Below are 21,579 nucleotides of genomic sequence, written 5' to 3' on the forward strand. Positions count from 1 at the left end.
CATCGGCCCCGTGACCACTCCCGCTACCGCCCCGGCGCCCCCGCCGCCCCATACCCCGCATCGTCCCCCGCCCCCGCCCCCTCCGGCAGCACCGGAGCCCGGTACCCGGACATCGCCGGGGCGTCCCGGTCCGGGCGGACCGCGCCGAGGAGGGGGTTGGCGGCGATGGGGGAGACCTTGACCTTGGTGCCGGGGCGGGGGGCCTGGACCACCATGCCGTCGCCGAGGTACATCGCCACGTGCGTGGCCTTGGGGAAGTAGACGACCAGGTCGCCGGGGCGCAGCTCCGACATGGGGACGCGTGGCAGCGAGGCCCACTGTTCCTGGGAGGTCCGGGGGACGGCCCGCCCCGCATGCGCCCACGCCTGCGACGTGAGGCCCGAGCAGTCGAAGGAGTCCGGCCCTTCCGCCCCCCACACGTACGGTTTCCCGATCTGCCGGACGGCGTAGGAGAGCGCCTCGTCGCCCGCCGCCGACGGCGCCCGGCCCGTCGAGCTCAGCGCACCGGACGCCATGAACGCCTCCTGCGCCCGCGTCGTCCCTTGCGCCTCCAGGCGTGCCACGTCCGCGAGTTGGTCGGCGGTGAGGGAGGCGAGCAGCTGCTCGACCTCCTTCAACCGGTCCTGTACGGCGTCCCGTTCCTTCTTCTGCCGCTCCGCGAGCCGCAACTGCTTGTCCAGCGCGCCCCGCGCCTTCGTCGCCAGGGCGTCGGCCTTCTTCTCCCGGCCCGTGAGCCGCTCGACCGTGGCCTGCCGCTCACGCGCGGCCCGCCGCAGCACGTGGCCCTCTTCGAGCGCCCGCTGCGGATCGCGTGCGAGGAGCAGCCGCAGGTACGGGGAGAACGCGCTGCGTCCCTGGTACTGCTCGCGCGCGAGCCGCCCGGCGTCGGTCCGGCTGCCGTGCAGCGACGACCGCGCGGCAACCAGTTTCTTCGCGAGCCCGTCCGCGTCCTTGCGGCGCTTCTTCAGCTCCTCCTCCGTCGCGTTGTACGTCTCCGTGGCCGCCTCGGCGTCCTGGTACAGGCGTTGGAGGTCCGAGAGGAGGTCGGCGACGGAGCGCGTCCCGCCGGGGTCCGGCCGCGGCTCGGGGCGCGGTACCGCGCCCGCGGGCAGCGGCGCGAGCAGCGCGCCCGTGACGGCCGCGGTGCACACCCACCGCACCAGCCTGCCTGACACCTGATCACCTCCGGTGCGGGGACAACCTCTGTGCCCCGCACCGTGAACATCAACAGAAGCGCGGCCCGCCCACCCGCCGGGCTGCTCGCTTCGGCGCAACCCCACCACCCGTCCGGTGCCCGCCCGGCGAGCCGCCTTTACGCCTCCGGCGACCGGTTCCTCGACCACGGCCACCTGACCGTCCGCCCGGTGTTCCCGTCCGGCGCGAACACGTACCGCCACTTCGCCACGAGCCGTACCCGCTTCCCGCTGGGCGCGGCCTCCCGTACGTACACGAGCACGGCGTCCGGCACCGGAACCTTGTACACCTTGGGCGGATTCCCGGTGGCGGTCACGTACACGGGCAGCGTCCGCCCGTCGAGGGGCCCGCCGACAAAGGGGATCTCTTCGCTCTTCACGCCACCAGTGTCACGCAGAGCGCCGCACAGCCATCACCCACAGCGGCCATGCGGTGCACCGCTCACAACAGCCGCCCCGCCTCGGCCACCACCGGCAGCACCCGTCGTGCCAGTTCCCCCACCGGTCCCTCCGGCGATTCGAGCGCGAGGGCGTACCGCACCACGTCCGCGGTCTGCGGGTCCCGGCCCGCCGTCGCCGTCAGGACCGCCATGAACTGGTCGACGAGCCCGTCGCGCAGCTCGTCCAGCGGCGGCTGCTTGTCCTCGTCGAGCCAGATCAGGGAGGCCGCCTCCACCGCCGTGATCCACATGCGGACGGTCATCCGCAGCCGCGGCCCCGGCGCGTCCTGGCCGAGGTGGCTGAGGATGTGCTCGGCGGCGCCCCTGCGCACCCCGTCGACGATCGCCGTCGTACGGGAGGTCTCCACCACGCTGCCGCCCTGGAGCAGCGCCGCGAACCCCATGTCGTGCTGGTCGACGAAGGCGAGGTAGCGGTCGAGCGCGTGTGTGAGGCGGGTCGTGAGCGGGCCCTCGGCCGGCTCCGCGAAGCACTGGTCGAGCTCCTCGGCGGCGGAGCGCAGCGCGGCCTCGTACAGCTGCTGCTTGTTGCCGGGGAAGTAGCGGTAGACGAGCGGCCGGGAGACCCCGGCGACCTCCGCCACGTCGTCGAGCGACACGTCCTCCGGGGCCCGGTGCGCGAACAGCGACAGCGCCGATTCGAGCAGCTGCGCCCGCCGCGCCTCGACGCTGAGCCGCTTGTAGGCGGGCGTGCCGGTTGCCGAGGTCATGTTCCGAGCGTAACCGGCACGTCGAGAGCGCCCGCTAGGCCAGAAGTCCCGAGGAGCGCCACATCCGTCGGCCGACGCCGCGCAGCACCCCGATGTCGTCGAGGAAGTCGGTCAGCCGCTTCGCCCCGGACTGCATGACCTCGCGGCGGTGGCCGCTGGCCTTGACCTGGGCCATGGCCTCCCTCTTGTCGAGGCCCACGTTCTCGTACACCTGCGGGTTGATGAACGCCACGGAGAAGACCCGCGCGAACTCGCCGGACGTCAGCCGTGTGAACTCCTGCGACCAGCGCGGCGCCGTCACCATCTGGCGGCGCAACTCCTCGCGCGCGTACCGGACATGGCGTGCCTCCTCGACGACGTGGATGCGCGTCACGCCGCGGATCAGCGTCTGGACGCGCTCGTCGGGGAACGTGAGGCGCTGCATCCAGTCGAGGACCTCCTCGCCGAGCAGTGTCGCCGTGAACGAACCGGGTGTCGTGGAGATGGTCTTGAAGAGGCGGCCGAGGTTGTGGTGGACGGGCGCCACCGGGTACCAGGGCGTCTCGCCACGGGAGATCAGCCGGGCGAACATCTTCGAGTGCCGGCACTCGTCCTCGATCTCCGTGAGGGCGTACCGGACGTGCGCGCTCGTCGCCGCCTTGTCGTAGACGTGCCGCACGAGCAGCTGCATCAGGATCAGCTCGAACCAGATGCCGAGGGAGGCGAGGGCCGCCGCCTCGTGCTGCGACAGCTTGATCCGCTGTTCCTCGCTCATCCGCTTCCACAGCGGGGTGCCGTACAGGGACACCAGCTCGGGCGGCCAGAACCACTTGCCCTCCTCGAAGGGAGCGTCCCAGTCCAGCTCCTTGTCCGGGTCGAAGGAGTGCTTGGCGGAAGAGTCGAGCAGCCGCTCGGCCACCTGCTCGCGGTCCTTGAGCAGACCGAGCGCGTCGCGCAGCCCTGCCAGCGCGTCGGCTTCCGTCATGGTCGTCATGGCTGTCCCCACCTCGTCGTACGGGTGTGCATCGGGCGGTCGCCGGTTACCGGCGGTCACGCCGCCTCAGCTCTTATGAGACTGCGCGTCAGCAAGCCCGTCAATCCCTTGCGCACGACTCCTGCCGACTTGTTGACCCCGCGTCTACCACCGTGTGAGCCTGCCAGCATGGCGACGCATGAGCTGTACACCAAGGCCCCCAATGGGCCCAACTGGCAAGTACCGTCCGCCAGTTCGGCTCGCCTCAGCTGGGAATACGACGACGGGCGCGACCGCCTCCTCTCCCTCTACCAAAAGGGCAAGGACAAGCAGTGGGACGGCGCCAAGCGCATCGACTGGGACCTGGAGGTCGACCCGCACGACCCCCTCGGCACCCCCGACGACGCGCTGGCCCTCTACAACACGCCCTACTGGGCGAAGATGACCGACAAGGACAAGGCCGAGCTGCGCAAGCACTCCGCCTCCTGGCAGTTCAGCCAGTTCCTGCACGGCGAGCAGGGCGCGATGGTGTGCGCCGCGCGGATCGTGGAGTCGGTGCCCGACCTCGACGCCAAGTTCTACTCGGCGACCCAGACCATGGACGAGGCGCGGCACGCGGAGATCTACGGGCGCTTCCTGCACGAGAAGCTCGGGATGCTGTACCCGATCAACGACAACCTCCAGTCCCTGCTGGGCGACACGCTCCGCGACTCCCGGTGGGACATGCCCTACCTCGGCATGCAGGTGCTCATCGAAGGGCTCGCCCTCGCCGCCTTCGGGCTGCTGCGCGACACCACCGACAAGCCGCTGCCGAAGCAGATCCTCGCCTACGTGATGCAGGACGAGGCCCGGCACGTGGCCTTCGGGCGGATGGCGCTGCGCGACTACTACAAGCAGCTCACCGACGCCGAGCTCCGTGAGCGCGAGGAGTTCGTCATCGAGGGCTGCTACCTGATGCGCGACCGGCTGCGCGGCATCGAGGTCCTGGAGAACTTCGGCATCCCCAAGGCCGACGCCGAGAAGTACACGGAACAGTCCGAATTCCTGGCCATGTTCCGGCAGTTGCTGTTCTCGCGGATCGTCCCGTGCGTCAAGGACATCGGCCTGTGGGGCAAGCGCCTCCAGCAGGCCTACGTCGACATGGGCGTCTTTGACATGGGCAACTCCAACCTCGACCTGCTCATGGCCCAGGACGAGGAGATCGCCGAACAACTCGACGCGCAGCGCTTTGCAGTGGAGGAGCAGGCGCGGGTGGCGGAGGTGGAGGAGGCCGTGAAGGCGGGAGCGGGCGACTGAGCGTGCCCCGTATGCAGTAGCGTCTGCGACGTGTCCACGCCACCGTCACATCCTCCACAGCAGCCGGGCCCGTACGGGCAGCAGCCGGGTCCGTACGGGCCGCCGCCCTCCGGCCCCTACGGGCAGCAGCCACAGCAGCCGCCCCAGCCCCCGCAGTTCGGGCAGCCGCAGCCGCCGTACCCCGGCTTCCCGCAGCAGCAGGGGCAGCAGCCGTACCCCGCGCCCTGGGGTGCGCCGCCGCCTCCGCCGAAGAAGCGGACCGGGCTGATCATCGGGATCGTCGCGGGCGTCGTGGTCCTGGGCCTGGGCGGGCTCGGAGTGCTCGGCTACATCGGCAGGAGCGCGGGTGTCGGCTTCCCCGAGGCCGAGTACAAGCTGACGCTTCCGAAGACCGTGCTCGACGCGAAGTACGAGCTGGCCGAGGACATGTCCGCCTCGAAGGGCTCCCAGATCGAGGGCGAGGCGGAGGGGGCCTGGGACGCCAAGGACATCAAGGCGGTCGTCGGGCAGTACACGCTCGGCGGCGACCAGACCAAGGGCGTCCTCATCGTGTCCGGGATGTACGGCCGCCTCAAGAACACGGACGAGGCCCGCGACAACATGATGAAGGGCGCGGGTGAGTCCGCGAACGCCACCGTCGCGGTGCAGCCGGAGGACTTCCAGCCCGCGGGCAGCGACGTCACCATCACCTGTGAGGTCCTCACGCAGTCCAGTGCGGGTGCGGGCGGCAAGCTCACCATGCCGATGTGCGCCTGGGCCGACGACAACACCGGCGCCTCGGTGGGGGAGATCACCACGGCCACCGCCACGCAGGACCCGCAGGACGTCGACCTGGAGGCGGTCGCCGAGCGGGCCGCCAAGCTCCGTGAGGAACTGCGGCAGCCGATCGGCTAGCTCCTGTCGAGGGCCCTGGTCCTGTGGGCCCTAGTCGAGGACCGCCTCCATCACCGACCTGGCGATGGGGGCCGCACTCCCGCCGCCACTGATGTCGTCACGGTTCGCGGACGCGTCCTCGACGACCACCGCGACCGCGACCTTCGGCGTGGCGGCGTCCTTCTCCTTGGCGTAGGAGATGAACCAGGCGTACGGCGTGCCCTCGTTGTTCTCGCCGTGCTGCGCCGTCCCCGTCTTGCCTCCGACGGTGGCGCCGGGGATCCGCGCCCCGGTGCCCGTGCCCTTGGAGACGACGTCCTCCATCATCTCCTGCAACTGCGTCGCCGTGTACGGGGACATGGCCTGCTTGTAGGTGTCGTTGCCGGTCTCCGAGACCGTGTCGCCGTCGCTGTCCGTCGTCCTGTCGACGAGGTGCGGCCGCATCAGGACGCCGCCGTTGGCGACCGCCGAGGACACCATCGCCATCTGGAGCGGCGTCGCGGCGGTGTCGTACTGGCCGATCGAGGAGAGCGCCAGCTGCGCGTCGTTCATGTCGGTGTCGAAGTTCGACTTGGCGGCCGCCATCGGGACCTTGATCCCGCTGTCGTTGAAGCCGAAGTTCTCGGACATCTTCACCATGTCCGAGAGCCCGGTCTTCACTCCCAGGTTCGCGAACACGGTGTTGCAGGAGACCCGCAGCGCGTATTCGAGCGTCGCGTCCTCGCAGGCCGCCGACGAGGACTCGTTCGTCAGCTGCGTCGTCGTGCCCGGCAGGGTGTACGGGGACGGGGTGTCGGTCGACGTGTTGATGCCGCCCACCACGCTGTTCTCCAGGATCGCGGCGGCCGTGACGACCTTGAACGTGGAGCCGGGCGGATACGTCTGGCGCAGCGCCCGGTTGAGCATCGGCTGCTCCTCGGACTTGTTCAGCGCGCTCCAGGCGTCGGTCGTGGCGGTGTCGGTGCCGGCGATCCGCCCGGGGTCGTAACTGGGCGTGGAGACCAGCGCCAGGATCTTCCCGGTGGACGGGTCGATGGCCGCGACCGCGCCCTTCTTGCCGCCGAGCCCGGAGTACGCGGCCTGCTGCGCGCGGGCGTTGATGGTGGTGCGCACATTGCCGCCGGGCTCCTGGGTGCGCGAGATCTCGTTCCAGAACGGGACGGGGGACAGCATCGGGTCGGTGCCGGACAGGACGTCGTCCTCGGCGCTCTCCACGAACGTCGTGCCGTACGTCTGCGAGGCGTAGCCGGTCACGGGGGCGTAGAGCGGCCCGTTCTTGTACGTCCGTTCGTAGCGCAGGGACTCCCCGGTGTCCTTGGAGCCGGTGACCGACTTCCCCTGGACGAGGATGTCGCCGCGCGGCTGCCCGTAACGCTCGATCGTGGAACGGCGGTTGGCGGAGTTGTCGTCGAGCTCGTCGGCCTGGAAGAACTGGATGCGGGCCGCGTTGAGCAGCAGCGCGATCAGCAGGATCAGGCAGAAGACCGAGGCCCGGCGGATGTACTTGGTCACTTGACGCCCTCCACGGGCTCCGGGGCGTTCCCGGGGGACTCCGGCAGCAGTTGGCTCCGGGCCCGGTCGCTGACCCGGATGATGATCGCGACGATGATCCAGTTGGTGACGAGGGACGAACCGCCCTGCGCGAGGAACGGCATCGCCATGCCGGTGAGCGGGATCAGCCCCATCACGCCGCCCGCGATGACGAAGACCTGAAGCGCGACGATCGAGGCGAGCCCGATGGAGAGCAGCCGGCCGAACGGATCGCGCAGCGCGAGCCCCGCCCGGTAGCCGCGCTCCACGAGCAGCGCGTACAGCAGGAAGATCGCGGTGAGCCCGGCGAGCCCGAGCTCCTCGCCGGCCGTCGCCAGGATGAAGTCCGACTTGGCGGCGAAGCCGATCAGGTTCGAGTGCCCGAGGCCGAGGCCGGTGCCGAGCATGCCGCCCGCCGCGAACGCGAACAGCGACTGCGCGAGCTGGCTGGCGCCCTGACCGGCGTCGATGGAGGCGAAGGGGTGCAGCCAGTCCTGGACGCGGCTGTGCACGTGCGGCTCGAAGGAGGCGACGATGACCGCGCCCACGGCCGCGAGCACGAGCCCGATGGCGATCCAGCTGCCGCGCCCCGACGCCACGTACAGCATGATCACGAAGAGGCCGAAGAAGAGCAGCGAGGTCCCGAGGTCGGTCTCCAGGACCAGCACGCCGACCGTCATCAGCCAGATCACCAGGATCGGCGCGAACACCCGCATCGTCGGCAGCTGGAACCGCCAGATCCGTTTGCCGGTGTACGCCAGGGCGTGCCGGTTGGCCGCGAGATAGCTGGCGAAGAAGATCGCGAGCAGGATCTTGGCGAACTCGCCCGGCTGGATGGAGAAGCTGCCGATCTGGATCCAGATCCGGGCGCCGTTGATCGGCGGGAAGAAGATCGGCAGGATCATCAGGACCAGGGCCGTGACGACGCAGATGTACGCGTATCTCTGCAGCACCCGGTGGTCGCGCAGGAACAGCACGGTGAGGATGAACAGGGCCACGCCGAGCGTCGACCAGATCAGCTGGGTGGGCGCCGCCTCGTTGCCCGGGGTCTCCAGGTCGAGCCGCCAGATCAGCACCAGGCCGAGGCCGTTGAGCAGCACCGCGATCGGCAGCACCAGCGGATCGGCGTACGGGGCGCGGAACCGGACCACGAGGTGCGCGACGAGCGCGAGCGCGCCGAGCCCGGCGCCGTAGCTCAGGGCGCCGCCCGGCACCCTGCTGTCCTTGGCGAGCCCGACGTCGATGTACCCGTAGACGCTGAGCAGCACGGCCACGACGAGCAGGGCCAGTTCGGTCCCCCGGCGCCGGGGGACGCGCACAGCGGGCACCGCGGAGGAGGTGCTGGTTCCCGACGTACCCGATGATCCGGTCATACCGGGAACGTAGCAAGCAAGTACCCGATATCAGGTCATGTCAGCACCAGCGCGGCACGGCGCCGATGTTCGCGATGTACTTCGCGGAACCCCACGCCCAGGTGCCGTCGGTGAGCAGGTACCAGTACGAGTTCCCGCCGACGCTGTCGCCCGAGGTCTTGCAGAAGATCGGGACGATCGCGCCGTACGGCTCGGAGCGGACGACCTTGGCGCCGCGGGTCGGGGCGTCGCGCAGCAGCAGTCCTGACTTCGCGGTGACGCGGCCCTTGTAGACCGGCGGGTTGCCCTCGTCGGGCGCGCTGCTCTGGGCGGCGGCGGGGACGGCCGCGGTGGCGACGAGGACAGCGGCGGCGACGCCTGTGCCGAGGCGGATGGCGATCGACATACGAGTACTCCTGTGGTGGGGGAGAGGAGCGGGAGGGCGCCTTGAATGCCCGGTTTCACACTAAAAGCGGCACGCAGGGCGCGCAAAAGGTCACTCTCCGCTACGGGCTCCCGGGCCCGGTCCCCTCGTGCGGCAGCGTCAGCGTCGCCACCGCGCCGCCGTCCGCCGCGTTCCCGAACTCCAGGTGTGCGCCCAGAACTTCGGCCTGCCCGAGCGCGATGGTCAGGCCGAGCCCGTGCCCGCGGGCGCCGCCGTCGGTGCGGAAGCGCTGCGGCCCGTGCTCCACGAGATAGCCGGGATAGCCCGCGCCGTGGTCGCGCACCGTGATCACAGGGCCGTCCACGGTCAGGGTGACCGGCACCGCGCCGTGCCGGTGCGCGTTCGCCACGAGATTGCCGAGGACCCGCTCCAGCCGGCGACGGTCCGTCAGCACAAGGACGTCCCGCACGAGATCGACTTCCGTGGCCGTCCCGGACGCCCGCACCACCCGCTCGGCCACCGGGCCCAGCCGGTGCTCGTCCAGGTCGAGGCGCTCGCTGCGCGCGTCGAGCCGCGAGATCTCCAGCAGGTCCTCGGTGAGCGTGCGCAGCGCGGCTACCCGGTCCCGCACCAGCTCCGTGGGCCGCCCCGGCGGCAGCAGCTCGGCGGCGGCGTGCAGCCCGGTCAGCGGCGTGCGCAGCTCGTGCGCGACATCGGCGGTGAACCGCTGCTCGGTCAGGATCCGGGCCTGCAACGAACCGGCCATGCTGTCGAGCGCGCCCGCCACGTCGGCCACCTCGTCGTGGCGCCGCCCCGGGTCCTTCGTCCGGCGGTCGTCGACCCGCGCGTCCATGTCGCCCGCGCTGATCCTGCGCGCCACCCGCGCCGTCGCGTGCAGGCGCCGCGTCACACGGGTCACCGCGAACGCGCCGACCAGCAGCGTCGCCCCGATCGCGAGCACGGACGAGGTCAGGATCGCCCCGTCGAGCCCGTCGATGGTGCGCCGGCCCTGCGCGAAGTCCACCCGCACCGCGAGCGCCCGGCCGCCGCCCCGCCCGGTGGCCGCGGGGCCCGCCGCCCACATCGTCGGCCGCCCCCCGGACGTCGAGAGCATCGTGCCGCGCTCCCCGCGCGCGGCGAGGGCGCGCAGCTCGGCGGGCAGGCCCCGCGGATCGAGGCCCGCGCCCGGCGCGAGCCTGCCCCCGGCCTCGTACCGCTTGGTGGTGGACTTCAGGAGGGTGAGCGCGCGCTCGCGGGCCTGGCCCGTCGTCTGATCGGTGACCGAGACGTGCACCAGCACGCCGAGCAGCGCGGCGAGCGCACAGCACATCACGGTGATGAACACGGTCGCCTTCCACGTCAGCGACGCGGTCCAGGCGGGCAGCCGCGGCGCGCGCGGACTCATGAGCGGCTCGGTGACGGTGCGTCAGGGGTGCGTGTGGAGCCGGTGCGCAGGATCTCGTCGCGCGTCGGCAGCATCGCCTTCTGGTGGTCGTCGTACGACCAGGACGTGCGGTACTCGTACCCGGACAGGTCGGCGGCGGCGCGCACCACGATGTTCCGGCCCGCCAGATGCACGTTGATGACGGCGTCCTTGTCGTCCATGATCTGGGTCAGCTTCCCGCCCCGGTACGTGTACGCCTGCAGATACGCCTGCCGGTGCGGGGCGCGGACGGCGACGAGCAGATCGTCCGCGCCGTCGCCGGTCAGATCCCGGTAGTACCCGCCGAGCACGGGACAGTCCTCGGAGTCCGGGCAGCCGGCGACCACTTCGGCGATGTCCTCGTAGTCCTCGGGCGCGGCGGTGACACGGGCCCGCACGATCGTCACCGGGTCGACCTCGCGCAGCTTCCCGCCGGGCACCTCCACGCCCTTGACCACGGCCGTCTCCCCGGCGCCGTAGTCGTCGGCGGCGCGGGTCGCGGGCGGCAGCGTGGGCCACAGCCGCTCCGGGCCGACGGCCGTCGGGGTCGGACCCGCGCTCTGAAGGCCGCCCCGGTCCCCGCAGCCGGCGCACGCGCAGAGCAGCGCGGCGGCGGGCACGACGAGAGCCGGTCGGCGCAGCCGCCGGGGCCCTTTCTTCACTGCACTCCTGCCTGCCGGGTGGAACGGGTCGCGATGGTCATCATGCCGGGCCTGCGGGCTTCTTGCCCTGCGGCACGGCTTGCTGCTCCCATGGTCGTGGGGTGATGGGGCATGAGCGGACTGCGCGTCATACCGACCTGGCGGCACGGCCGGGAATGGCTCTACGTGTGCGGGGACGACGGCACGAACGTCGCCTGGTACGACCGGGACGCGGGCCGGGTGAACCTGCTCAGCGAGACCCGCAGGGCGGACGTCCTCGCCGTCCTCCGCCCGTTCATCGTCGGCCAGGTCGCCATCGGACCGCCCCCGGTGCCGACCCCCGCCGAACTGGCCGGGCTCACCCTCCACCCCGACGACGACCTCGCGCCGAACCGGCCGGGCGAGGCCCTCGTCGTCTCCCTGGACCGCGACCCGGCCCCGCAGCGCCGGCTGCGCACCGACCCGCGCCACAAGGCGCTCGCCGCGCAGGCCCGGGTGGGCGAGATCCTCGACGAGCTCGAGGCGATGGGCTGGCGGGTGCTGCACTCGGTGCCGCTGCCCGGCGGGTCCCGCATCCACCATCTGCTGATCGGCCCCGGCGGCCTGTTCGCCCTGCACACCCTGCCCGTGCGCAGGCAGCGGGTGCGGGTCGACGACCCCTGGGTGACGGCGGGCCGCGGCGAACCGCAGCCCCTGCTGCGCCGGGTCCGCGCCGACGCCTCACGCTGCTCCTTCGCCCTCACCGCGGAGGTCCGGGCGGCCCTGGTCCTGGTGGAACCGTCGGCGGTGCACTCCCCGACCCCGCCCCGCGACGTCCGCCTCTTCACCGACCAGAACCTCCCGACCCTCACCCGAACGGGCGGCCTCCTCAAACCGGCGGACGTGGAGGCGCTGCACATGATGGCGCGGGACAGGGGGACGTGGAGGAGGGTGTGACCCGGCAAATCCAGCCCCGCCGGCGTTTGAGGCGCGGGGCCCGGGGCAGAGCCCCGCGACCGCAACGCCATCCGCGTCACGGCAACTCCCCGGCCCGCTCGGCGTCGAACAACCCCGCGAGCAGATCCCCGTCCCGCTCAAGCCGCGCAACAACGTCGTCCGCAACAAAACTCAGGTCCCCCGCAGCACCGCACCCTTCGACCTCCGCCCACGTCACGGGCGCCGAAACCGTCGGAGACACCCGCGCGCGCACCGTATAGGCCGCCGCCGTCGTCTTCGCCGCGGAATTCTGACTGTGGTCGACGAACACCTTCCCGGGCCGCAGATTCCGCGCCATCCGATGCACCACGAGCCCCGGCAGCGCCGCCTCCGCCTCCCGCGCCAGCCCCTTCGCGTACGCACTGACCCGCTCCGACGCCGTGGGCACCACCGGCACGAGCAGATGCAGCCCCTTGGACCCCGACGTCTTCGCGTACGCGTCGAGCCCGTCCCGCGCCAGCCGCTCCCGCAGCCACCCCGCCACCTCGCAGCACTGCACGATGTCGGCCGGTGCGCCGGGGTCCAGGTCGAACACGAGCCGGTCGGCCCGCCCCGGCGCCCGCTCCCGCCACTGCGGCGTATGGAACTCGGTCACCAGGTTCGCCGCCCACATCAACGTAGGCAGGTCCTGTACGAGGATCTGCCGCGAGACCCCGTCCGAGCGCGTCACCTCGGCCGTCCGCACCCAGGACGGCGTACCCGGCGGCACGTTCTTGGCGAAGAACCGCTGCCCGTCGGGCCCGTCGGGAAAGCGCAGGAAGGAGACCGGGCGGTCGCGCAGCTGGGGGAGCAGGGCCTCCGCGACCGTCGCGTAGTAGTGCAGCAGCTCGCCCTTGGTGAATCCGGAGGTCGGGTACAGCACCTTGTCCAGATTGCTGAGCGTGAGCCGCCGCCCCTCCACTTCTGTGATCGGCGCCATACGGTAATACTCTGGCAATCCAGCACCTTATGTCTGTTATGTCGTGCGTCGGCGACGCGAACCGGGAGGCCCACCGTGCGCTCCATATGGAACGGCGCCATCTCCTTCGGCCTGGTCAGCATCCCGATCAAGCTGGTCAACGCCACCGAGAACCACTCGATCTCCTTCCGCCAGATCCATCTGGAGGACGGCGGCCGCATCCGCTACCACAAGGTGTGCGAGCTGGAGGACAAGGAGATCCCGAACGACGAGATCGGCAAGGGGTACGAGGACGCCGACGGCTCGATCATCCCGATCACCGAGGACGACCTCGCCCAGCTCCCGATCCCCACGGCCAAGACCATCGAGATCGTCGCCTTCGTGCCGGCCGAGCGGATCGACCCGCTCCAGATGGGCACGGCGTACTACCTCCAGGTCAACGGCGTCCCGGCCGCCAAGCCGTACACACTCCTGCGGGAGGCGCTCAAGCGCAGCAACAAGGTGGCCATCGCCAAGTTCGCGCTGCGCGGCCGCGAGCGGCTCGGGATGCTGCGGGTCGTCGACGACGTCATCGCGATGCACGGCCTGCTCTGGCCGGACGAGATCCGGGCTCCCGAGGACGCCGCCCCCGACTCCAACGTCACGGTCCGCGACGCCGAACTCGATCTGGCGGACGCCCTGATGGACACGCTCGGCGAGGTCGACATGGACTCGCTGCACGACGACTACCGGGACGCCGTGGAGGAGATGATCGAGGCGAAGTCCTCCGGCACCGAACCGGCCGAGCCCCCCAAGAAGTCGGACGGCGGAGGCGGCAAGGTCATCGACCTCATGTCCGCACTCGAGAGCAGCGTCCGCGCGGCCAAGAAGGCGCGCGACGAGGGCGAGGAGGGCGAGGACGTCGCGGAGGTGACGGAGCTGTCCTCCCGGTCCCGTACGAAGAAGTCCACAGCCAAGAAGGCACCCGCGAAGAAGTCCACTGCCAAGAAGGCACCCGCGAAGAAGTCGGCTCCCGCGAAGAAGAAGGCCACGGCCAAGAAGACGACGGCGGCGAAGAAGAGCACCTCGGCAAAGAAGAAGCCGACGCCCAAGAAGAAGGCGTCGGCTTGAGCTTGTAAGCCCCGCTTTGGGACGAGAGCCCGCGGGGCCCGGGGCAGAGCCCCGAGACCGCACCCCCGTCGCCGGGCGAACAGAAAACGGCTAACGCCCCCTGGCAAGCTTCGCGGCGTCCCGCTTGAACGCCCACTCCATCTTCGGCTCCATCACGAACCGGAACATCCGCTGCACAGGCGTCGTGCACAACACGGTGATCAGGCTCGCCGCGAGCACCGTCACCACGACCTGGCCCCACGGGGTGTGCACCCAGCTGACCTCGTACCAGTCCCAGAAGCGGGAGCCCTTGGCGACGAAGCCGTGCAGCAGGTAGCCGTACAGGGTGCCCGCGCCGAGCGCCGTGAACCACAGCTTGCGGCCCGGCACCCACGCGAAGAAGCACGCGGTGAGGATGACCGAACAGCCGAACATGGCCAGGGTCATGACGATTCCGGTCCAGCCGGGCGCGCCCAACTCCTGTGCGCTGTCCCGGTGGTACGTCCACGCCGCGGTCATCCGCGGCGCCGCCCAGTACGCGAAGACCAGTGCCGCCGCGAAGACCGGCAGCGCGATGATCCGCGCCTCCTTGCGCCGCACCAGCTGGAAGTGCTCCGGCTTCAGGCACAGGCCGAGGACGAAGAAGGGGAGGAACTGCAGCAGGCGCTGCATGTCCAGGTCGTCGCCGATGCTGGGGGAGACGGACGCGAGCGCCGCGATGGCGAGCGCCACCGGCAGCGGCCAGCGGATCGTCTTCCAGATCGGCGTGGACAGCCGCCACACGAACAGCGACACCAGGAACCAGGTCAGGTACCAGGGGTCGAGCAGGCTGAAGTCGTATCCCGGATCGTCACCGGCGTACCGCTTGAAGAGTGTGTAGACGACCTCGAACACCACATACGGCACCGCCACACCCGTGATCAGCCGCTTCAGCCGAGCCGGGCTCGCGTCGAAGGACCGCGAGAAGTAGCCGGAGATCACGATGAACGCCGGCATGTGGAACGTGTACACGATGATGTAGAGGGCGGAGGCCGCCCGGCTCCCGTCGCGCAGCGGCTCCCAGGAGTGCCCCATCGCGACCAGGACGATCGCCAGGTACTTGGCGTTGTCGTAGAACGCATCCCGGGCCTTGCCGGGCTTCTGTGTCGCGGCCGCGGCCGGTGTGGCCGCGTGTCTCCGGGATGGAGTGCTCGCGGGCTGTGCGACGGCGTCCTGCTGATCGGGCAGCGGGGCCCGATGAGCCGCGAGCTGTACCGGTTCGCTCACGATCCCTCCCGTTGGGAACCCCGGCTACCGGATACGCATCTTCCTGGATTCGTGAGGTTCAAGTGGCTGCGAGACATCGACCGAACCGTAGTCATGCGGTGGGGCACGAGTAAACCTGGATCGGGTCCGCGTGGCGGCTCTCACAGTCCTGATCAGGAATGACAATCACTCAAACGGGTTCCCGGGCGGTCTCCGTAGCGAGAAGTCGACAACGGCCGAAAGTGCGCGTCACCCGAGCCCGGCCTCCGCGACCCGCCGCAGCAGCCCGTGCAGCGTCTCGCGCTCGTCCGCGTCCAGCGGCGCGAGCAGCTCGCTCGTCACGCGAAGGCCCGCCTCGTCCGTGCCGCGCAGGAAGTCCCGCCCGTCGTCCGTGAGCACCACGATCCGGCTGCGCCGGTCACCGGGGGACGGCCGCCGCTCCACGAATGAGGCCTTCTCCAGGTCGTCGACCAGGCCCACGATCGCGCTCGGGTCGTAGCCGAGCCGCGCGCTCAACTCCCTTTGCAGCGCGCCCTCGCCGGTCGCCAGGAAGCGCAGCACCGCGTAGTGGCGCAGGCGGAGGCCCGACTCCTGGAGCGAGGCGTTGAACAGCTGCCCCGAGCGCAGACCGAGCCGGTACAGCAGATAGCCCGTGTCGGCGTGCAGCCCGCGCATCCATGGCTCGTGCGCGTCGATCGGGGCGGGGGTCATGGGGTCTCCCTGGGGTGGTCCTGGCCGGTGTCGCGACAGTCTCTCGCAATGCGTGGGTCGGCGACAACTATTGACGTCATCAATTATTGCTCTTAGCTTCCTTCTTGCCTCACGTATCGCCGTCAGGAAGGGATCCACACGTGTCCATCGATCTCACCGGGAAGGCGGCCGTCGTCACCGGCGGCGGCCGTGGCCTCGGCCTCTCCTACGCCCACGCCCTCGCCGCCCACGGCGCCTCGGTCGTCGTCAACGACGTCGACGAGGCCGTCGCCGAAGCGGCCGTGAAGTCCATCCGGGAGGCGGGCGGCACGGCGGTCGCCGAGGTGGTCCCGGTCGGCACAGCGGAGGCCGCAGACCGCCTCGTGGCACGGGCGGTGAGCGAGTTCGGCCGCCTCGACGTCCTGGTCACCAACGCCGGAATCCTGCGCGACAAGGTCCTGTGGAAGATGACCGACGACGACTTCGACGCCGTCGTCACCACCCACCTCAAGGGCACCTTCACCTGTGCCCGCGCCGCCGCCGTCCGGATGCGCGAACAGGGCGAGGGGGGCTCGCTGATCCTGGTCGGCTCGCCCGCCGGGCAACGGGGCAATTTCGGCCAGACGAACTACGCGGCCGCGAAGGCCGGAATCGTCGCCATGGCCCGTACCTGGTCGATGGAGCTTTCCCGGGCGAACATCACGGTCAACGCGATCGTCCCGGTCGCCGCGACGGCCATGACGGAGACGATCCCGGCCTTCGCCCCGTACATCGAGGCGATGCGCGACGGCGAACCGCTCCCGCCCTTCCTGCGCAAGGGCGAGGGCTTCGGCACACCGGAGGACTGCGCGGCCCTCGTCCCCTTCCTCGCCTCCGAAGCGGCCCGCCCGATCACCGGCCAGGCCATCGGCATCGGCGGCGACCGCCTCACGCTCTGGTCGCACCCGCAGGAGATCAAGTCGGCCTACGCGGACGGGGGGTGGACCCCGGACACGCTGGCCGAGGCGTGGCCGACCTCGGTCGGCGCCGAGCTCCAGACGGTCGGGATTCCGGCACCGAAGTTCCCGGAGGCGTGATGAACACCGACGAGCTGGCGGCGATCGACGTCCACACCCACGCGGAGGTCTCGTCCAAGGGGAAGGCATCTCTCGACGATGACCTCCACGAGGCGTCCTCCGCGTACTTCAAGATCGAGGGCAACCGGAAGCCGACCCTCGAAGAGACGGCCGCGTACTACCGCGAGCGGAACATGGCCGCCGTGATCTTCACGGTCGACGCCGAGTCCGCGACAGGTACGGAACCCGTCCCGAACGAGGAGGTGGCGGAGGCGGCGGCCGCCCACTCGGACGTCCTGATCCCCTTCGCCTCGATCGACCCGTTCCGCGGCAAGGCGGGCGTGAAGCAGGCCCGCCGCCTGGTCGAGGAGTACGGAGTCAAGGGCTTCAAGTTCCACCCTTCCATCCAGGCCTTCTTCCCCAACGACCGCTCCGTCGCCTACGACCTCTACGAACTGATCGAGGAAACCGGCACCATCGCCCTCTTCCACACCGGCCAGACGGGCATCGGCGCGGGCGTCCCGGGCGGCGGCGGCATCCGCCTGAAGTACTCGAACCCCCTGCACGTGGACGACGTGGCAGCCGACTTCCCGCACCTCAAGATCATCCTGGCGCACCCGTCGTTCCCCTGGCAGGACGAGGCCCTCGCCGTCGCGACCCACAAACCCGGCGTGCACATCGACCTCTCCGGCTGGTCCCCGAAGTACTTCCCGCCCCAACTGATCCAGTACGCGAACACGCTCCTCAAGGACAAGGTCCTCTTCGGCTCGGACTACCCGGTCCTGACCCCCGACCGCTGGCTCGCGGACTTCGCGAACCTCCAGATCAAGGACGAGGTCCGCCCGAAGATCCTCAAGGAGAACGCCGCCCGGCTGCTCGGACTCACCAAGCCCTGAAGGGGGCCGGTATGCGCAACGAGGGACTGGGGTCGTGGCCCGCACGCCGGGCCCGCAAGACCCCGCACCGCACGGCCCTGATCCACGACGGCACGACGTACACGTACGCGGACCTGCACGCCCGCACGACCCGCCTGGCACACGCCCTACGAGCCCAGGGCGTACGCCGCGGCGACCGCGTCGCGTACCTCGGCGCGAACCACCCCTCGTACCTGGAGACGCTGTTCGCGGCGGGCACCCTGGGCGCGGTCTTCGTCCCGCTCAACACCCGCCTGTCGACGCCCGAACTCGCGTACCAGCTACAGGACTCGGGAGCGAAGGCCCTCCTGTACACGGGACACAGGGAACCCGCAGAGTCCCTGCCCACGCCCCTGACGATCGAGGCCGCCGGAGAGAGCTACGAGAACCTGCTCGCCTCCGCCCCATCGGACCCGATCGACGAGGCGGTCGCCGGAGACGACCTCTGCCTCATCATGTACACCTCGGGCACGACGGGCCGCCCCAAGGGCGCCATGCTCACGCACGGCAACATCATCTGGAACGCGATCAACGTCCTGGTGGACCACGACCTGATCGCGGACGAGGTCGCCCTGGTCTCGGCGCCCTTGTTCCACACGGCGGGCCTGAACATGCTGACGCTGCCGGTGCTGCTGAAGGGCGGCACGTGCGTCCTGGTGCCCACCTTTGACCCGGCGGCGACATTCGACCTCGTGAGTCGTTATGGGGTCACCTTCATGTTCGGCGTGCCGACGATGTTCGACCTGCTGACCCGCCGGCCCGAGTGGCCGACGGCTGACCTCTCCTCGCTACGCCTCCTGACCTGCGGCGGCGCCCCGGTCCCACCCCCGCTGATCGCGGCGTACCAGGAACGCGGCCTCACCTTCCTCCAGGGCTACGGCATGACGGAGGCGGCTCCCGGCACCCTCTTCCTCGACGCCGAACACGCGGTGAGCAAGGCGGGTTCGGCGGGCGTCCCGCACTTCTTCAGCGACGTCCAGGTGGTGGGCCCGGACCTCGCGCCGGTGGGCGTGGGGGAGACGGGCGAGGTGGTGGTCCGCGGCCCGCACGTGATGCCGGGCTACTGGGGCCTGCCGACGGAGACCGAAGCGGCCTTCACCGAGGGCTGGTTCCGCACGGGGGACGCGGCCCGCGTCGACACGGACGGCTACGTCACGATCGTCGACCGCTTCAAAGACATGATCATCTCGGGCGGCGAGAACATCTACCCCGCCGAGATCGAAGCCGCCCTCCTGGCCCACCCCGACGTGGCGGAGTGCGCGGTGATCGGCGTCCCGGACGAGAAATGGGGCGAGGCCCCACGCGCGATCGTGGTCCCGGCCTCCGGAACAACCCCGGACGCGTCGGCCCTCCTGGCCTCCCTCGCCGGGCGGTTGGCGAAGTACAAGATCCCCAAATCCCTGACCTTCACGCACGAACTGCCACGCACGGCCTCAGGAAAACTCCTCAAATCCCGCCTGCGGGAAACCTACGCACAGAACGGCTGACGAGCATGCCCCTCACGGTGAACGGCCTGACCGAACTCACGAAACTGCCGGCCGGCACGGACCTCGGCACCAGCGACTGGCTGGAGATCACCCAGGACCGCATCAACACGTTCGCCGACGCCACGGGCGACCACCAGTGGATCCACGTGGACCCCACCCGCGCCGCCACCGGCCCCTTCGGCGCCCCGATCGCCCACGGCTACCTGACCCTCTCCCTCTTCATCCCCCTCTTCACCGACCTCCTGGACGTCCAGGGCGTCACCACCAAGGTCAACTACGGCCTCAACAAGGTCCGCTTCCCGTCCCCGGTCAAGGCGGGCTCCCGCATCCGCCTGACGGCGCGAGTGGAATCAGTGGAAGAGGTCCCGGGCAACGGCGCCCAAATCACAATCGACGCCACAATAGAAATCGAAAACTCCCCAAAGCCGGCGGCGGCCCTCCAGAGCATCTCCCGCTTCTACGCCTGAGACATCATCCGGAGCAATGAGGCGAACCGCCGTCCGCGGGGCAGGCGTCGCAGCCGCTGAGTGACAACTGTGACGGCTCAGTACGGCATTTCCGTCATCAGCCGTCACAGTCTCCGGTATCACCCGGGCCGTTCAGAGCATGTCGACTCAGGGTTTAGTTTCCAAGGAGTCGTTGCTTCTGCTGGTCAAACTCGTCCTGCGTGAGAACTCCCTGGTCGACGAGTGCCTTGAGCTTTCCGAGTTCGTCGGCCACCGACAGAGTCTGGGGTCGGGCTTCCTGGTCCGGCGGGGCAGAGCCATCCTCGTTGGCCAGCTGGGCAGCAAGCGCGTTGAATGCGTTTACGTACTGGTTGGCTGCTCGCAGGTTCGCTGAGTCGGGTGTCACGTTGTAGGTCTGCGCGGAGCCGTCACCGAAGGTCACGTTGATCAGCGCCGCACCCTTGTTCTTGCGTCCCGCCAAGGCGGACATGCCGCCCGTCGCGACTCCGCCTGCGAGCCTTGTCGCCGTCCACGCCTTGTGTGCGCCAGCATCAATGAACTCGGCCTGGCCGCCAAGTACCGGTCCTTGCGAGGTGATACCGAACTTGGACGACGGCCACAGATGCATCATGGCCGCACTGTTCATCGTCTTCTCTGCAGGGTGCTGCTTACGCCAGGCCTTCAGCGCTTCTTTGTCTGCCAGCCGCTTGTCAGCGGCTTCCGAACGCACCAGCTTCTTCTTCTCGCGCTCAGCGGCCTTCTGCGCAGATTTATCCGGATCGCGTTTGAACATGATCCTCATCAGCCTCCTTCGAAGGAGAGGGAGGAGCGGTTCCCGCGTCGCCGTCCAGTGTCCCGCAGGGAGGTGCGCAGAAGTAGGGGGTGGGCGCGACTAGTACCCCGTCTTCGTCAGTGGCCTCTTCCCAACCTCGCGACCATGGCCGCGATCTCCGCAACAGCGGAGACCACGGTGTGAACGCTCAGGCGCTGGCCGATCGGTTTGGGCGGCCGCTGGGCTTCGCCCGTGCCGGCTGATGGTCGCGCTCGTCGTCTCGGCACGGCTGGGAGGGTGGCTATCAGTTGGGTGCGACCGAGCTGGGCCCCTGCTTCGTCACTCCGGACCCCGGTACGCCCTGGAGCTGCACAACGCCGTGAAATCCCGTCCACGAATAGTCCGCAGACCTCGACATGCGGCTGGACACGCAAGAAGACCCCGCACTCAGCATCGCTGCTGGTTACGGGGTCTTTAGGCACCTCATACAGGGTGCCCCCGGCAGGATTCGAACCTGCGCACACGGCTCCGGAGGCCGTTGCTCTATCCCCTGAGCTACGGGGGCGTGCGCCGCGCTGTGCGTGGCGACGGGTAGAACACTACCAGCTCCTTTGAGGTCCTCAGGAACGGGTTATCGCGCGGGAGGCGGCGGGGTTCGGGTCGCCTGTAGGGGGCGGAAGTGGGGAAAACCCGGACGCGGTGGCCGGTGTCGACCTACTCTCGAGTTGTGCCAGGCGCGTCCGGCCGAGTCCTTGTCGTGGATGACAACAAGGTCATTCGGCAGCTGATCAGGGTCAATCTCGAGCTGGAGGGCTTCGAGGTCGTGACCGCGGCCGATGGTGCCGAGTGCTTGGACGTGATCGACGAGGTGCGGCCCGATGTCGTCACGCTGGACGTCGTCATGCCCCGGCTCGACGGGCTGCGGACCGCCGCCCGGCTGCGGGCGGACGCGCGGACGCGTTCGCTGCCCATCGTCGTCGTCAGCGCCTGCACCCAGTACGAGGTCGAGAGCGGGCTCGACGTCGGCGTCGACGCGTTCCTCGCCAAGCCCTTCGAGCCCGGTGAACTGGTCCGTGTCGTACGGCAGTTGAGCGAGCAGGGGCGCGCGGGGGCAGGCCCCGCAGGCGCCTCCCGGGCGAGCGTCGCGCGGGCCGCCGACGAGGCCGAGCAGGCCACCCGTACCGCCGACGCCTGA

22 protein-coding genes and 1 tRNA gene are annotated in these 21,579 nt (G+C 70.0%); 9 read left to right on the plus strand and 14 right to left on the minus strand.

Annotated elements, in window-relative coordinates; translation table 11 throughout:
• Positions 1 to 23 precede the first annotated feature (23 nt).
• The 4 genes from ACFV9W_RS19565 to ACFV9W_RS19580 form a co-directional block, all read right to left on the minus strand.
• Positions 24 to 1,175, minus strand: a complete 1,152-nt coding sequence (locus ACFV9W_RS19565; protein WP_385762452.1) for an NlpC/P60 family protein — start codon at positions 1,173 to 1,175, stop codon at positions 24 to 26.
• A gap of 137 nt (positions 1,176 to 1,312) precedes the next feature.
• Positions 1,313 to 1,573, minus strand: coding sequence for a hypothetical protein (locus ACFV9W_RS19570; protein WP_385762454.1), 261 nt, complete (start codon positions 1,571 to 1,573; stop codon positions 1,313 to 1,315).
• A gap of 62 nt (positions 1,574 to 1,635) precedes the next feature.
• On the minus strand, positions 1,636 to 2,361 hold the full coding sequence (locus ACFV9W_RS19575) for a TetR/AcrR family transcriptional regulator (RefSeq protein WP_385762456.1): 726 nt from the start codon (positions 2,359 to 2,361) through the stop codon (positions 1,636 to 1,638).
• Between the two features lie 34 nt (positions 2,362 to 2,395).
• Positions 2,396 to 3,334, minus strand: coding sequence for a diiron oxygenase (locus tag ACFV9W_RS19580; protein ID WP_385762458.1), 939 nt, complete (start codon positions 3,332 to 3,334; stop codon positions 2,396 to 2,398).
• A gap of 168 nt (positions 3,335 to 3,502) precedes the next feature.
• On the opposite strand from ACFV9W_RS19580, the gene ACFV9W_RS19585 reads away from it, so the two are divergent.
• On the plus strand, positions 3,503 to 4,609 hold the full coding sequence (locus ACFV9W_RS19585) for a ferritin-like domain-containing protein (protein WP_385762460.1): 1,107 nt from the start codon (positions 3,503 to 3,505) through the stop codon (positions 4,607 to 4,609).
• A 30-nt stretch (positions 4,610 to 4,639) separates the two neighbouring features.
• Entirely contained in the window at positions 4,640 to 5,503 is an 864-nt protein-coding gene (locus tag ACFV9W_RS19590; protein WP_385762462.1) for a hypothetical protein, read from the plus strand.
• A 30-nt stretch (positions 5,504 to 5,533) separates the two neighbouring features.
• Here the strand turns inward: ACFV9W_RS19590 and ACFV9W_RS19595 are convergent, their stop codons facing one another.
• The 5 genes from ACFV9W_RS19595 to ACFV9W_RS19615 form a co-directional block, all read right to left on the minus strand.
• A complete protein-coding gene (locus tag ACFV9W_RS19595) occupies positions 5,534 to 6,994 on the minus strand; it encodes a peptidoglycan D,D-transpeptidase FtsI family protein (protein WP_385762464.1) in 1,461 nt (486 codons plus the stop codon).
• Positions 6,991 to 8,385, minus strand: a complete 1,395-nt coding sequence (locus ACFV9W_RS19600) for an FtsW/RodA/SpoVE family cell cycle protein (RefSeq protein WP_385762466.1) — start codon at positions 8,383 to 8,385, stop codon at positions 6,991 to 6,993. The genes ACFV9W_RS19595 and ACFV9W_RS19600 overlap by 4 nt, the downstream gene beginning before the upstream one ends.
• A gap of 40 nt (positions 8,386 to 8,425) precedes the next feature.
• Positions 8,426 to 8,770 (minus strand): SH3 domain-containing protein, encoded by a 345-nt coding sequence (locus ACFV9W_RS19605; RefSeq protein ID WP_385762468.1) that lies wholly within the window; start codon positions 8,768 to 8,770, stop codon positions 8,426 to 8,428.
• Between the two features lie 100 nt (positions 8,771 to 8,870).
• The gene (locus tag ACFV9W_RS19610) at positions 8,871 to 10,154 is read right to left on the minus strand and encodes an ATP-binding protein (RefSeq protein WP_385762470.1); all 1,284 of its coding nucleotides are present in this window, start codon (positions 10,152 to 10,154) and stop codon (positions 8,871 to 8,873) included.
• Positions 10,151 to 10,834 carry a hypothetical protein gene (locus tag ACFV9W_RS19615; RefSeq protein WP_385762472.1) on the minus strand — a complete coding sequence of 228 codons (684 nt, stop codon included), beginning with the start codon at positions 10,832 to 10,834 and terminating at the stop codon, positions 10,151 to 10,153. The genes ACFV9W_RS19610 and ACFV9W_RS19615 overlap by 4 nt, the downstream gene beginning before the upstream one ends.
• Before the next feature lie 111 nt (positions 10,835 to 10,945).
• Here ACFV9W_RS19615 and ACFV9W_RS19620 point away from each other — a divergent pair, with 111 nt between their 5' ends.
• Positions 10,946 to 11,749, plus strand: coding sequence for a nuclease-related domain-containing protein (locus ACFV9W_RS19620; RefSeq protein WP_385762474.1), 804 nt, complete (start codon positions 10,946 to 10,948; stop codon positions 11,747 to 11,749).
• 76 nt (positions 11,750 to 11,825) lie between these two features.
• Here the strand turns inward: ACFV9W_RS19620 and ligD are convergent, their stop codons facing one another.
• Positions 11,826 to 12,707 (minus strand): non-homologous end-joining DNA ligase, encoded by an 882-nt coding sequence (gene ligD / locus ACFV9W_RS19625; protein ID WP_385762476.1) that lies wholly within the window; start codon positions 12,705 to 12,707, stop codon positions 11,826 to 11,828.
• Positions 12,708 to 12,782: 75 nt separating this feature from the next.
• Here ligD and ACFV9W_RS19630 point away from each other — a divergent pair, with 75 nt between their 5' ends.
• Entirely contained in the window at positions 12,783 to 13,796 is a 1,014-nt protein-coding gene (locus tag ACFV9W_RS19630) for a Ku protein (protein WP_385762478.1), read from the plus strand.
• A gap of 90 nt (positions 13,797 to 13,886) precedes the next feature.
• Here ACFV9W_RS19630 and ACFV9W_RS19635 read toward each other — a convergent pair whose 3' ends face one another.
• Together ACFV9W_RS19635 and ACFV9W_RS19640 are read right to left on the minus strand one after the other, a co-directional pair.
• The gene (locus tag ACFV9W_RS19635) at positions 13,887 to 15,041 is read right to left on the minus strand and encodes an acyltransferase family protein (protein WP_385762480.1); all 1,155 of its coding nucleotides are present in this window, start codon (positions 15,039 to 15,041) and stop codon (positions 13,887 to 13,889) included.
• Positions 15,042 to 15,269: 228 nt separating this feature from the next.
• Positions 15,270 to 15,731: a MarR family winged helix-turn-helix transcriptional regulator gene (locus ACFV9W_RS19640; protein ID WP_385762482.1), complete on the minus strand. Its 462-nt coding sequence runs from the start codon at positions 15,729 to 15,731 to the stop codon at positions 15,270 to 15,272.
• 140 nt (positions 15,732 to 15,871) lie between these two features.
• Between ACFV9W_RS19640 and ACFV9W_RS19645 the strand changes: the two genes are divergently transcribed.
• From ACFV9W_RS19645 to ACFV9W_RS19660, 4 genes are read left to right on the plus strand one after another with little or no spacing between them, the layout of a single operon-like run.
• Complete coding sequence (locus ACFV9W_RS19645) at positions 15,872 to 16,786, plus strand: SDR family NAD(P)-dependent oxidoreductase (protein WP_385762484.1); 915 nt, start codon at positions 15,872 to 15,874, stop codon at positions 16,784 to 16,786.
• Positions 16,786 to 17,661, plus strand: a complete 876-nt coding sequence (locus ACFV9W_RS19650) for an amidohydrolase family protein (protein ID WP_385762486.1) — start codon at positions 16,786 to 16,788, stop codon at positions 17,659 to 17,661. The genes ACFV9W_RS19645 and ACFV9W_RS19650 overlap by 1 nt, the downstream gene beginning before the upstream one ends.
• 11 nt (positions 17,662 to 17,672) lie before the next feature.
• Positions 17,673 to 19,166: a long-chain fatty acid--CoA ligase gene (locus tag ACFV9W_RS19655; RefSeq protein WP_385762488.1), complete on the plus strand. Its 1,494-nt coding sequence runs from the start codon at positions 17,673 to 17,675 to the stop codon at positions 19,164 to 19,166.
• A gap of 5 nt (positions 19,167 to 19,171) precedes the next feature.
• Entirely contained in the window at positions 19,172 to 19,633 is a 462-nt protein-coding gene (locus ACFV9W_RS19660) for a MaoC family dehydratase (RefSeq protein WP_385762490.1), read from the plus strand.
• A gap of 154 nt (positions 19,634 to 19,787) precedes the next feature.
• Here the strand turns inward: ACFV9W_RS19660 and ACFV9W_RS19665 are convergent, their stop codons facing one another.
• Entirely contained in the window at positions 19,788 to 20,414 is a 627-nt protein-coding gene (locus ACFV9W_RS19665) for an SHOCT domain-containing protein (protein WP_385762492.1), read from the minus strand.
• Between the two features lie 463 nt (positions 20,415 to 20,877).
• Positions 20,878 to 20,949: transfer RNA gene (locus tag ACFV9W_RS19670), tRNA-Arg, on the minus strand.
• Positions 20,950 to 21,063: 114 nt separating this feature from the next.
• Between ACFV9W_RS19670 and ACFV9W_RS19675 the strand changes: the two genes are divergently transcribed.
• A complete protein-coding gene (locus ACFV9W_RS19675) occupies positions 21,064 to 21,579 on the plus strand; it encodes a response regulator (RefSeq protein ID WP_385762494.1) in 516 nt (171 codons plus the stop codon).

This window comes from Streptomyces sp. NPDC059897, from assembly GCF_042730865.1.
In the GTDB taxonomy this organism is placed as follows: domain Bacteria; phylum Actinomycetota; class Actinomycetes; order Streptomycetales; family Streptomycetaceae; genus Streptomyces.